The organism is Abyssisolibacter sp. ZYX002 (assembly GCF_056892235.1).
Genome location: NZ_JARMXH010000005.1, coordinates 163,185 through 175,445, shown reverse-complemented (window position 1 = coordinate 175,445; position 12,261 = coordinate 163,185). Strand labels below are relative to the sequence as shown.

Here is a 12,261-nt window from a genome sequence, read left to right as displayed (position 1 = left end):
AAACTATGGGGCTGATTTTTAAGGCCCTTTTTAAGTAGTGTGTATGTTAGGATGTGATTGTATGGAAGAAATACATGTGCAACTGTTTGGCGTTCCTACAATTAAATATAAAGGAGATATCATAACTTTTTCACTTAAGAAGGCGGAGGCTTTGTTTTATTACCTTGTAGTAAAGCAAAAGTTTCATAGAGATGAAGTTATAAACCTCTTGTGGAATGACATGACACAGCAAAAGGCTAGAAAGAATCTCAGAAATGCGCTCTATAAAGTCAGAAATATGTTTAAGATTGATATAGGGATAACTACAAAAGGTGATATTGTAGAGCTGTCAAATAGCAATATTGTTAATATAAGCTTGACAGAAGATATCCTTTATAGTTATAAAGGAGAGTTCATGGAGAGTTTTTATGTAAAGAATGCTCCAGAATTTAACGAATGGGTAAGTAAAAACAGAAGATATTATAAGGACATGTATCTTGCCAAATTACTTTCTCATATCAAAGAGCTTTACAATCAAAAAGACTATGATAATGCGATAATTAAAGCTACTAAATATTTAGAAGAAGATATATTTGATGAAAGAGTTTGCAGACTTTTGATGAATATTTATGTAGATAATGGCACACCTAATAAAGCACTACATTTGTATAAAGATTTAGAAAGAAAGCTGGACTTAGAGATAGGAGTCTGCCCAGATGACGATACAAGAGAAATTTATAGTAGTATCGTAAATAGACCTACTATGCAAAAAGCAGATGCATCAGAGTTTTTTTATGGTAGAGAAGATGAACTAAAAAAACTAGAACTACAGTATAAGATGTTAAAAAAAGATAAGCGTACTAGAGCTGTTTTTATAAAAGGTGAAGTAGGCATAGGGAAGACAAAATTTAAGGACTATTTTTTTTCCAATAAAAAGCAAGATAATATACAGAGAATAGAGATAAACTGTAGCAAAATTGAAGAAAATTGTCCTCTTAGACTGTTTGCTACATTAATTGAAAAAATAACAGCATTAAAAGATAATAGCGCTAATTATTTAGATAAAAATATAGTTAAGCACTTATTACCAGCTCTAAAAGATGATATATCGTATAAAGCAAATATTAACTATAATTTTATTGAAAATAGTATTATAGATATGTTTAAAAAATTATCTGTTCATAATAAAATAATACTAGTATTAGAAAATTTCCAATGGATAGATGATATTAGCTTAAATCTATTAGCAAGATTATTATACAATATAAAAGACAATCTAATGATAGTAGGTTTACTTAGGGATGATTATAAGGAATCTATACAATCATTCATAATGAATATAAAAGATCTAAATATTTACAACGAAATAACTATCAGTAGATTGGATGAGTATGAATGTGGAGAATTTGTAAAAATGGGGTTAGCGAACTTCAAGCTATCAAAGCAAACTATACACAATATTTATACGGAAACAGAAGGAAATACATGCTTTTTAATTGAGGTAATAAATACATTGAGGCATAATGGAGAAGTTAATGTTTTAACAGCTAAGATGAAAGATATATTACAAGGCAGAATAATGCAAGTCACAAAAGATGGCAGGATGTTACTAAACATAATGTCTCTCTTTTCTGAAGTTATACCTCTAAATATAATTAGTAAGATAAGCAGTGTGGATGAAATAGATATCCTTACTGTAACGGATGAATTACAACGAAGACTATTAATAAAAGAAGATATACAAAAAAATGATGTAGTATATTGCTTTACGCATATAAAACTCAAAGAATTTTTGTATATGAATCTCACTCACACAAAAAAAATAATACTGCATAACAAAATAGCACAGGTACTAAAGGCTGAACTTAGTAATTACAAACAAAACATAGATATATATCCTAAAATCATATATCATTTTGAGAAAGCTAATAACATAGAAAGTGCACTAAAATACACTATGGAGTATGCTGACTTGAGACTTAGTTTTAATCATGAATTGTTTCCTAATTTATACGAATCAAATATGCAGATGGATAGACTTTTATATGCTCAAAGCAACAATATACATAAGCTTTTAGATAGTATTAAGATTTTAATAAAACGTTGTGAAGAAGAAAAGGGATATGTAAAAGATATAAAAAAGTGCAAGTTAGAATATATATATATGTTAGGTAGGTATAATATTAGAGAAGCTAACTATGAACAAGGATTAAAATATGTACAAGATGTTATTAAAAAGGCAACAAACTTAGACGAAGATAAATTTAAGATAAAATCTTTTAAACAATTGATATATTATAGCATACAGACACATGATATAGATACAATGAATAAATATCTTGATTTATTAGCAGATTGCATAAGTGATGATATCAATAAAGCTATATACATGAGATTGAAAGGGCTAAACCATATTATGCAGTATAAATATGATGATGCTCAGAGTATGTTACAGAAAAGCATCGATATATTGAGCGGTATAGATGAAGATAATCCTACAATCTTACTAAATATAGCAGCATCATATAATTATATAGGAGATATTAAAAGATATAGATACGAGTTTGATTATGCACTCAAATACTATAACAAAGCTATAGATATATGCAAAAAATTAAGAGCTTTAAAGGGATTAACAATATTTTATACGAATGTAGCACTTACTTGCTACGAAATGAAAGATTATAATAAAGCAAAAGAGTATTTACTAAAGGGTAATGAGATATTTGAGATATCAGGCGCTATATGGAAAAGGTCAGTGCATCAGGGATTATTATCATTAATTTATGCACATGAAAAACAAATTAAGAGTTCACTAGAAAGTTATAAGAAAGCTAAAGAGTATTGTAATAAAATAAAAAATCCTTTAGAGTCAAAGTGGTTACTTGAAGTAGAAAAAGAACTAGTGAAACTTAGCATACTATAGGAGGGATTATAGACATGGCAAGCAAGGTATATTTTACTGATTTTAGAGCTAGGACTAATAAACAAAATAAAATAGAGAAAATCAAAAAACTTCTAGATAAATTAGAGGTAACGAATTTCATATCTAAAAATGATTTGACAGCTATAAAGATACATTTTGGCGAGCAAGGAGGAGATACATTTATAAATCCTATATTCGTTAGACCAGTAGCAGATAAGATAATACAAGCTGGAGGAAAACCTTTTATCACAGATACAAATACACTATATTCAGGTAGCAGACATAACAGTGTTGATCATATGATTACAGCGATAGAGCATGGCTTTAATTATGCAGTTACACATGCACCTGTTATAATAGCAGATGGTTTAAAAAGTGATAACTTCACAAATGTTGATATTGACGGTAAGCATTTTAAGAGTACTAAAATAGCTAGTGATATAGTTAATGCAGATAGCATGATAGTTATGTCGCACTTTAAAGGACATGGAATGGCTGGCTTTGGAGGAGCTATCAAAAACTTAGCCATGGGATGCGCGAATGCTGAAGGTAAGAAAGATCAACATTCACTCAGACCTGTTGTAAAGAACAAAAAATGTAAAGCCTGTGGTAAGTGTATAGAAATCTGCCCGCAAAATGCAGTTTCAATGGTAGATGGCTATGCATATATTGATAAAGAGTTATGTGTAGGTTGCGCTGAATGTATAGCAATGTGCCAGTTTCAGTCTATAGTATTAGATTGGAGCGTAGAATTACAAGAATTCACAGAGAAGCTTACAGAGTATGCATTAGGTGCAGTACAAGGAAAAGAAAATAAAATAGTCTATTTAAACTTTTTGATTGATATAACACCAGATTGTGACTGTGTGCCTTGGAGTGATACACCTATAGTACCAAACATAGGTATGTTAGCTTCCTTTGATCCAGTAGCGATAGATAAAGCAAGCTTAGACTTAGTAAACAGACAAAAACCGCTTAGAGGTTCGCTTTTGGATGAGAGTGAACATCATGATCTAGACCATTTTAAACGTATGCATAAGAGTACAAAAGGAAATATACAGATATCATATGGAGAAGAAATAGGGCTAGGTAGCAGTGAGTATGAACTCATAAAGATATAAGGAGAAAAAAATGATTAGAGTTTCACAAATAAGATTAGAAATAGATGAAAAAATAGAACTTCTTAAAAATAAGATTGCAAAAAAACTTAGAATCAAAGATGCAGATATATTAAAGATAAAAATATTTAAGGAATCAATTGATGCTAGAAAAGGTAAGATTCAGTTTGTTTATACGGTAGATATAAAGGTGAAAGATGAATCAAAAGTATTAAAGAAAAATAAAAACGTAACTGTTTCTCCAAATCTAAAATATGACTATCCTAAAATGGGCAAAGAAACTTTAAACAATAGACCCGTTATAATAGGTATGGGACCAGCTGGTATGTTTGCTGGACTTATACTTGCTCAAATGGGATATAAGCCATTAGTCTTTGAGAGAGGAGAAAGCGTAGAGGATAGGACAAAGACAGTAAATGAGTTTTGGGAAAGTGGAAAACTTGGCATATCATCAAATGTTCAATTTGGTGAAGGCGGAGCAGGCACATTCTCAGATGGTAAACTTACAACAAGAGTTAAAGATAAAAGATGTAGAAAAGTACTAGAAGAGTTAGTCTTAGCAGGAGCACCAAAAGACATACTGTACTCTCATAAGCCACATGTAGGAACAGATATATTAAAAGAAGTGGTAAAAAATATAAGAAAAGAGATTATACAATTAGGTGGAGACATACGATTTAATTCTCAAGTGACAGATTTTATAATAAAACAAGATAATATAAAAGCCATAGAAATAAATAATGATTGTATAGTTGATTCAGATAATGTGGTATTAGCAATAGGCCATAGTGCTAGAGATACATTCGAGAAGCTTTATGATAGAGATGTATGTATAATGCAAAAACCATTTGCTATAGGAGTAAGGATAGAGCATCCACAAGAGATCATTAATAATTCACAGTACGGGCAATATGCTTCGCATGAAAGACTTGGACCGGCAGATTATAGGCTTACTTATCATGCTACAAACGGGCGAAGTGTGTATACATTTTGTATGTGTCCGGGAGGAAGTGTGGTATCAGCATCTTCAGAAGAAGGTAGGCTAGTGACAAACGGAATGAGTGAGCACGCTAGAGACAAAGAAAATGCAAATAGTGCATTATTAGTTTCAGTAGTACAAGAGGACTTTGAAAGTGATCATCCATTAGCAGGAATGTATTTTCAAAGAAAATGGGAAGAGTTAGCCTTTAAAGCTGGAGGAGAAGACTACAAAGCACCAGTACAGTTAGTTGGTGATTTCTTAAAAGATATAGAGTCATCAGAGTACAAATCAGTCATACCTAGCTATAAACCGGGAGTTAAGATGGCTTCACTAGATAAGTGTTTACCTAACTATGTATTAGAGGCAATGAAAGAAGGTATGATCGACTTTGATAGCAAGATAAACGGTTTTGCTATGGAAGATGCAATTCTAACAGGAGTAGAAACAAGAAGCTCATCTCCAATAAGGATAAAACGAGATATAGAGTCACTTCAGAGTATAAATGTAAAAGGTTTATATCCTACAGGAGAAGGAGCAGGATATGCAGGAGGAATAGTATCAGCAGCAGTAGATGGTATAAAGGCGGCGGAGAAGATTATAGAGAGATATAAAGTTTGATGAACTTTTAGAGAGACCTATAAATGGACATAAAAATGATGAATGTGAAAACTCTAATTGAGCCTAACACTCGGCTATAACTTTACGTAAGCTAATAATGGACTAAGGCTTAGGTAAAAATCAAAACCACTTAATGGACAATTTTTCATACAAAACAATAATCCCAATCATGCACTATAGCTCTCAGTGATGCTTGGGATTATTTTGCTATTTTTTGAAAGAACAATTCTAATAAAATTGATGACCTATCATTATAGTAAGTTTGACTTGAGTGATTTAGTCATTCTATTTCTCTATTAGCAACCTAAAAGAGTTATAAACTTATTGTTTTATAAGCTTCAATGTTTTAATGGCTCTATTTGCATTAACTCCTCCTAAATACTCATAGGTTATTCTATAATCAACTTTTTTTTCGACTGCAGATAAACTTATAATTATAAGTTTCACATTTGTATTATCTTCCTTAATCAATAGCTCACTTTTTACCTCCATTGTTTCATGGATACAAATATTGCCTTGATAAACCTTTAACCTTACGTCTTTGTTTTTTAAGTTTTTAAATTCCCATTTTAACTTTTTATCTGGTTCCTTATTAACTTTAAATTGAACTTCAAATGTCTGATTTGGTTTCATATTTATGCTTTCATAAGAATCTCTCTTAATTATTGTGAAAGCTATAATGCCACTAACAAAAATAATAGCACTTATAATTAATAGTATAATAATTATCCTGTTTTTCCTACTTATAATAAAAACACCCCCCAGTGCTATAAATAATATCGAAATTACAGTTATTACAACCCTTTTAATGTATCTTTCTTCATTTGATTCCATTATATGTCGCTTAATTCTAGAAGTCAACTTTAAATTAAATGTAGTAATATAGGTTGATATATTTTGGGTTGGTTTTATATCCAAATTGAAATATTTCTTTGACCCTAAAAAACTATATTACCTAATATATTAGTAGACGGGGATAATACTATAGAGAAGCAAAACATAAGAGGATAATAGAAACAAAGGATTAAGGATCCCTATGTCTAAGTTTATTAGACATGGTTATTCTACGTAATAAAATTAGTTTCGATTTAACCGTAGATTCTACACTAAACATCTGGTAAAATATATAATAACAAGCATTTTTCGGGAGGATCAAATGCATAAACTAAAAATATGTACATTAATTGTAGCGGTTGTAGCTTTTCTTATAGGTTGTAAACAACAAGATAATAGAACAAATCTTATTAAAAGCAATGAGTTATCAGGAGGTAGTGTTGAGTCAATAGATATTAAAGAGTATGAGTTAAAGTTTGCTCATAATGATAAAATTATCAAAATTAAATCTTCAGATATTCCTATAGTAAACCAATATTTAAACGAATCAGACGATCCAGAATCAGAAATCAGATGGATGTCATTAGACTATATTGGAAAAGTAAAAGACAATACATATTTTTTACTCAAATATGGACGTGCTATAAAGCTAAGGGATTATGTTTTAATTAAATTCAGGAGAAACACATTCAACTCATCCATAACGCTTGCATTTGGGATATATCAAGAACATAAGTATTCTCTAGATAATAAATACTTAGCTTTTAATTTTAGATACAACCAAGGCAATACAGTTTTAAGAAATGATATAGTTGTTATAGATTTATTAGAAATGAAAAAATGTATTTTAACAAATGTACAAGAAAAATATCAACCTTTTCTTTGGTGGATATCAGATTATAAATGGGTAGGAGATAAAAAGATTGAAATATCAATACCAAATATTAAAGAATTTGATTTTGAAAGTTTAGAAAAATGGGGTTTATCAGAGGATAGAGAGAGTCGTGTAATAGAGTTTTTAGTGGATTGATAGTATTAAAAGGAGTTGTTTTATTTGAGAAAAATATTTGTCTTTTTTGTAGTGATGATATTTTTAATCGTTTCATGTAAGAAAAACGAATCAGTGAGTGTTATTAAAAGAGGAGATGGTTACAAAACACTGCTTGCGAGTATAGATGATGAAAATATATATCTTTATGGTAAAGAGGTTAGCGGTTCATACAATAGTATGAAGTTAGTTATAGGTGATAACAGTAAGATATTTGATTGGAGAAATACAGGTAATATACTAGGTTATGCTCCTAAAATAACTTTGCATGATATTAATAATGATGGTAAAGATGAGCTTGTCATAACACGCGTCGAGGGTTATGGTACGGGTATTTACAATGGAACTATAAATATACTAAACATAGAAAATTTCAAGCAAATGGATATTGAAGCTCCTATTGATATCATTAAAAAGAACGTAAAAAGCAGGATAAGCTTGACAGAAATAAAAATAGATATAAAGGGTGAGGAAATATCATTAGACCCTAAAAAATATACTAACAATAAAAACACCTATAAAGAGGTAGAGTTTGGCTGGCAAACTTACTACAATATTAAAGATAACAAGATTCGGGCAAAAGTATCTGCTCAAATAACCCCAGCAGCTTACATAGGGTATATAGTAATTGACTACAAATGTGAAGGAAATAAACTTGTGTTAGGTGATATTGGATTTAAAAAAATAAATAATTTATAAATAACTCAAAGATAGTATAATAGGGGTTAATAAACAACATAGTTTATAGATAAAAGGGAGAAATTGTGAGGAAGATATATTATATATAGTAGGAAGTGTAGTTGTTTGTAAGTTAATAATAGTGTTGTTAAGTGATAACAATGACTTTAAGCACAGGGATTATATCAGTAAAGTAATTACAACAAGCATAACTATAGAATCTACGCCTAAGAGACTTGTCAAAATAACATTTAAACAATATTTAAAATAAAATAGTTAAAGAGCCTACACCTAAAGGGGAAAATTATTATTGTAGACTCTTATTCTTCTAAATATATAGGTATTATTTTATAAAACGAAAAATGTACTTTCACCTAAGGCGCTTTAGTCCAAATATTAGCTTGCATAAAGTTGTAGTCAAGAGTCAAGCTCAGATTAGATTTTTCACATTCATCATCATTGAAATCAGTTTCTTCAAGATTAAACTTAATATATATAGTCATGTATTCGTTTTTCTTAAGCTTTTGCATAATATCAGGAGTGATTGTTTTACCATCTAGATTTACTAGAGGTTCATAATTTGATAGGTAATAAATATCATCCTCAATATATGATTTTATAGTTATGTGCATTTTCTCTTTTAATAACCAGTTGTCCGTAGTAACATTTGCAATCACATTCTCTAAAGCAGCAGGGACGCTACCAGTGTTTCTAAGTTTAAATTTTGACCAATAAACTGTTCCAGGAACTATATTGGTTACATCAAATTTTACACTTCCAGGGTCGTCTGAATTTGGAGCATGGATGTATTGATAGTTCATGTTTATATTATATTCTTCTAGCTCATTTTGATATAGCTCTTCACTGTAAACAACAGCTCCATGAGGGTCATCTTCTTCTTCGTAGGTTATCTGTAAATTACCTGTATTTATATTACTTGTAGATGTGAATTTTTCAGTCCAACCAGCATAACCTATACCAATAAGAATTAGTGATAAAATTAATATTACTAATATGACTTTGCTTCTTTCCATTTAAACATCTCCTTTTTATTTGATATCAAGTCAAATATATAAGCATTATCTTTATTTAGCACATAAAATTTATTGATTTTCCTATAATCTCTAAAACATTCATACATTATAGGTATAGATAGTTCGTCCGAAATTCTAACTAAATCATCTATAGTCTCTACTTCATATATATTCTTTGAATCAATTAATATTTCATGGTTGATTGATATAAACCTGCTACTATATTTTTTGAAAATTCTTATACGTTGTTTAGAAAGTTTGCTAGGATATATACCATTAGTTAATACAATCATAGCTACTATTAAAAGCAATACAATGCATGAGATGATGATATATAGATTAATTAGGTATCTTCTTTTAGGTATAGCAATGTTAGTAGTTTTTTCTATCTTATCAGTAGCTTCGTTAGTTAGGTTGCTGATAATTTGGCTATAATTAGAATCCAAAGGTATAATAATATAAGGTGAAGATTTTAGCAATATTTTTTTATTGTTTCTATTTATAAATGTTTCTATATCAAACATTATAGTAGCTTTTGCTTGGCAAAAAATCTCCGTATCTTTTTTTAAATCTTTTATAAATTTATTTAGAGTTTGGTAATCTATGATTACAGTTTGATTTAGCATAGTATTTTGAATATCAGTATTTACTGTGTTTTTTTTAATTAGTGGATATTCTTTTTTAAATATACTCAAATAAGATTCATTTTCACCAGTATAACCTTCAACAGTAATATTTGCTTTATAAGTTATAGTTAAGTTTGATATATCAGAGCTTGAGAAATTATAATCAATAGAAGCTTTCATTTGTTTAATATACTTGTTTAATATTACATCTATATTTTCTAAATAGTTTTTTTCATAAACAGTATTTGGTTTTAGTTCAAAGCCGTAGTTTAAGGTTACTCTTTGCTTACAATCATAAAGAGTTTTTGTTACGGCTTCAGATTTAGGAATGCTTTCCATACAAAACAAAGCCACTATAAATATTAGTAATATTATTAGCGTTATAATTACAGAAATTTTTGTAGAACCTTTTATATTGTATTTTTTTACTTTCATACATTACAGCTCCTTAGAAACCTTATCCATCAAGTATAGTTTTAATTTATGGCTTAGTCCAAATATTAGCTTGCATGAAGTTATAATCTAGTGCTAGTTGTAAGCTGGTATTTTCACATTCATCACCTTCAAAGCTGTTTTCGTCTAGATAAAACACCAAATCAACTGTAACCGAATCACCATTTTTTAGTTTTTTCATTACAGTTGGAGTGAGTTCTATGTTTTTGAGATCTTTTAAAAGAGCGTATTTACATAAGAAAAGCTCATCTTGATTTCTATCAATAATGATAGAAAGTGTAATTTTTTCCATAAGTTCATTATCACCAGAAGTAGACGCTACAACATTTTTTAGAGCAGCAGGAACTGTACCTACGTTTTTCAAACTAAAAGATGACCAGTAGATAGTACCAGGAGCTAAGTTTGTAACATTAAAAATTACGCTACCAGCATCATCAGAATTAGATGCTTTTATTCGTTCATAATCCATTTTAATATTGTAGTCATTATTATCTCCTGGGTGTATATTTTGCCATATTTCATCATAATGTTCATAAATATCGGCTTGATGTTTTTCATTACCTTCTACATAATCTATTTTTAGATTACCAGTGTTTATATTATTTGTAGAAACAAAGGTTTCAGTCCAGCCCGCATAGCCTGCTCCTATTAAAATCAAAGATAGAATTAATGCTAATGATATAAATTTAGTTTTCTGCATATAAAAAACCTCCTAATTTTATAAAATATTTTTATTTTTTTACAATATTTGATTTGGATATATTATATTAATATTGAAAGTCATTTGTGTCTGTGTTCTTATTTTGTTTTATAAATAATGTTGGATATCCGATTTTAGGGATAATAAATGTTACTTTACCTTTGATATTTTCAATTGCAACAGGGTCTATGTCAGCGATTGTGTTATTGTCGCCTTTGGTAATATACTGTATTTGATTGCTGATATTTTTTGTACCAATTACCCTATGGCATATAAATACACCCTTCTTTTCAAATTGAATTATATCTCCAATGTTTGGTGTTGATTTACCAAGCTCTTTAATTATTGCGACATCGCCTGGATATATAATAGGTTCCATACTACCAGTGGCAACAACCATAGGATATACTGAAAATATTCCTACGCTAAACCATACTAAAAATACTGAAAAAATACTTATCAGTATCCAACCTATAGTACCTTCCCCCTTAGTATTAGTTTTAACTTTAAGTTGCTTATAATATTGGTCTTGAAGTATTATTATGCTATAAATAGGGCAAAGAATACCAACTAAACATTGATTAATCCATTTTAGATTTGGAAGTACTGGGCATAACCATTGAAAATATTCAATTATTGTTAAGTAAATTATTGAAGGAATAGGGCCTCCAAACATACATAAATATGAAGCTACTAGATTATGACTAAAGAGAGGCAGGATGTTTTGTCCAAGTAGTTTTGTTATTTCTATCTTTGTTGAAACTGATGTAAAGCTATTAAAAGTTGTGCTTATTAATGTATAAAAACTAGATATTAATATGATGGTCAATACTCTATTAGTCTGGTTTTTAGTATTTAACAAATGATTCCTAGCAAGCTCTTTTCCAATAATTGCAATACTTACCATAGTAATATTCGTGAGAATTCCTATTGCAGAATGATCATAAGGACTTTTACCAAACCCATCAATAAATAATCCAAAAAATGTTTGTACCACAATAAAAATAATAGCAAAATTAAACGACCATAGATATACAAATGGTTTCAACTTTAGAACACCGTTTATTCTAGGGCTAGGTAAATTGATAATATATATACACAAGCTAGTCCAAAGAACAAGCATAACTATATATGGCATATAGGTGATACTTGTGATATATATTGTATTTTTGACAATGTATATTAATAATAATGAACTTATGATTAGTAGTGTTCTTTTTATAGATGGGTAAGTGGGTTTAACATATTTCATAGTGATATCCTCC

At 29.5% G+C, this 12,261-nt stretch carries 10 protein-coding genes; 5 read left to right on the top strand and 5 right to left on the bottom strand.

Annotated elements, in window-relative coordinates; translation table 11 throughout:
* Positions 1 to 61 precede the first annotated feature (61 nt).
* Genes P3X86_RS15280 through P3X86_RS15270 form a run of 3 tightly spaced genes read left to right on the top strand, consistent with a single transcriptional unit; the run spans position 62 to position 5,623 of the window.
* Positions 62 to 2,905, top strand: a complete 2,844-nt coding sequence (locus tag P3X86_RS15280) for an AAA family ATPase (RefSeq protein WP_483293581.1) — start codon at positions 62 to 64, stop codon at positions 2,903 to 2,905.
* Positions 2,906 to 2,919: 14 nt separating this feature from the next.
* Positions 2,920 to 4,026 carry a DUF362 domain-containing protein gene (locus P3X86_RS15275; protein WP_483293580.1) on the top strand — a complete coding sequence of 369 codons (1,107 nt, stop codon included), beginning with the start codon at positions 2,920 to 2,922 and terminating at the stop codon, positions 4,024 to 4,026.
* Between the two features lie 10 nt (positions 4,027 to 4,036).
* Positions 4,037 to 5,623 (top strand): NAD(P)/FAD-dependent oxidoreductase, encoded by a 1,587-nt coding sequence (locus P3X86_RS15270; RefSeq protein ID WP_483293579.1) that lies wholly within the window; start codon positions 4,037 to 4,039, stop codon positions 5,621 to 5,623.
* A gap of 321 nt (positions 5,624 to 5,944) precedes the next feature.
* On the opposite strand, the gene P3X86_RS15265 is transcribed toward P3X86_RS15270, so the two are convergent.
* The gene (locus P3X86_RS15265) at positions 5,945 to 6,457 is read right to left on the bottom strand and encodes a hypothetical protein (protein WP_483293578.1); all 513 of its coding nucleotides are present in this window, start codon (positions 6,455 to 6,457) and stop codon (positions 5,945 to 5,947) included.
* Positions 6,458 to 6,779: 322 nt separating this feature from the next.
* Between P3X86_RS15265 and P3X86_RS15260 the strand changes: the two genes are divergently transcribed.
* Together P3X86_RS15260 and P3X86_RS15255 are read left to right on the top strand one after the other, a co-directional pair.
* On the top strand, positions 6,780 to 7,487 hold the full coding sequence (locus P3X86_RS15260) for a hypothetical protein (RefSeq protein WP_483293577.1): 708 nt from the start codon (positions 6,780 to 6,782) through the stop codon (positions 7,485 to 7,487).
* 24 nt (positions 7,488 to 7,511) lie between these two features.
* A complete protein-coding gene (locus P3X86_RS15255; protein ID WP_483293576.1) occupies positions 7,512 to 8,204 on the top strand; it encodes a hypothetical protein in 693 nt (230 codons plus the stop codon).
* Positions 8,205 to 8,557: 353 nt separating this feature from the next.
* Here the strand turns inward: P3X86_RS15255 and P3X86_RS15250 are convergent, their stop codons facing one another.
* The 4 genes from P3X86_RS15250 to P3X86_RS15235 all read right to left on the bottom strand — a co-directional run bounded on the left by P3X86_RS15250 (position 8,558) and on the right by P3X86_RS15235 (position 12,248).
* Positions 8,558 to 9,217, bottom strand: coding sequence for a hypothetical protein (locus tag P3X86_RS15250; RefSeq protein WP_483293575.1), 660 nt, complete (start codon positions 9,215 to 9,217; stop codon positions 8,558 to 8,560).
* Positions 9,193 to 10,278 (bottom strand): DUF5305 family protein, encoded by a 1,086-nt coding sequence (locus tag P3X86_RS15245; RefSeq protein WP_483293574.1) that lies wholly within the window; start codon positions 10,276 to 10,278, stop codon positions 9,193 to 9,195. The genes P3X86_RS15250 and P3X86_RS15245 overlap by 25 nt, the downstream gene beginning before the upstream one ends.
* Positions 10,279 to 10,324: 46 nt before the next feature.
* The gene (locus tag P3X86_RS15240; RefSeq protein ID WP_483293573.1) at positions 10,325 to 10,996 is read right to left on the bottom strand and encodes a hypothetical protein; all 672 of its coding nucleotides are present in this window, start codon (positions 10,994 to 10,996) and stop codon (positions 10,325 to 10,327) included.
* A 67-nt stretch (positions 10,997 to 11,063) separates the two neighbouring features.
* The gene (locus P3X86_RS15235; protein ID WP_483293572.1) at positions 11,064 to 12,248 is read right to left on the bottom strand and encodes a signal peptidase I; all 1,185 of its coding nucleotides are present in this window, start codon (positions 12,246 to 12,248) and stop codon (positions 11,064 to 11,066) included.
* Between the last annotated feature and the right edge of the window lie 13 nt (positions 12,249 to 12,261).

What these genes read in the sequence shown, in the direction of transcription:
- P3X86_RS15265 (WP_483293578.1), bottom strand. Translation starts at nt 6,457, where the DNA reads ATGGAATCAAATGAAGAAAGATACATTAAAAGGGTTGTAATAACTGTA.
- P3X86_RS15235 (WP_483293572.1), bottom strand. Translation starts at nt 12,248, where the DNA reads ATGAAATATGTTAAACCCACTTACCCATCTATAAAAAGAACACTACTA.
- P3X86_RS15260 (WP_483293577.1), top strand. Translation starts at nt 6,780, where the DNA reads ATGCATAAACTAAAAATATGTACATTAATTGTAGCGGTTGTAGCTTTT.
- P3X86_RS15275 (WP_483293580.1), top strand. Translation starts at nt 2,920, where the DNA reads ATGGCAAGCAAGGTATATTTTACTGATTTTAGAGCTAGGACTAATAAA.
- P3X86_RS15250 (WP_483293575.1), bottom strand. Translation starts at nt 9,217, where the DNA reads ATGGAAAGAAGCAAAGTCATATTAGTAATATTAATTTTATCACTAATT.
- P3X86_RS15240 (WP_483293573.1), bottom strand. Translation starts at nt 10,996, where the DNA reads ATGCAGAAAACTAAATTTATATCATTAGCATTAATTCTATCTTTGATT.
- P3X86_RS15270 (WP_483293579.1), top strand. Translation starts at nt 4,037, where the DNA reads ATGATTAGAGTTTCACAAATAAGATTAGAAATAGATGAAAAAATAGAA.
- P3X86_RS15245 (WP_483293574.1), bottom strand. Translation starts at nt 10,278, where the DNA reads ATGAAAGTAAAAAAATACAATATAAAAGGTTCTACAAAAATTTCTGTA.
- P3X86_RS15280 (WP_483293581.1), top strand. Translation starts at nt 62, where the DNA reads ATGGAAGAAATACATGTGCAACTGTTTGGCGTTCCTACAATTAAATAT.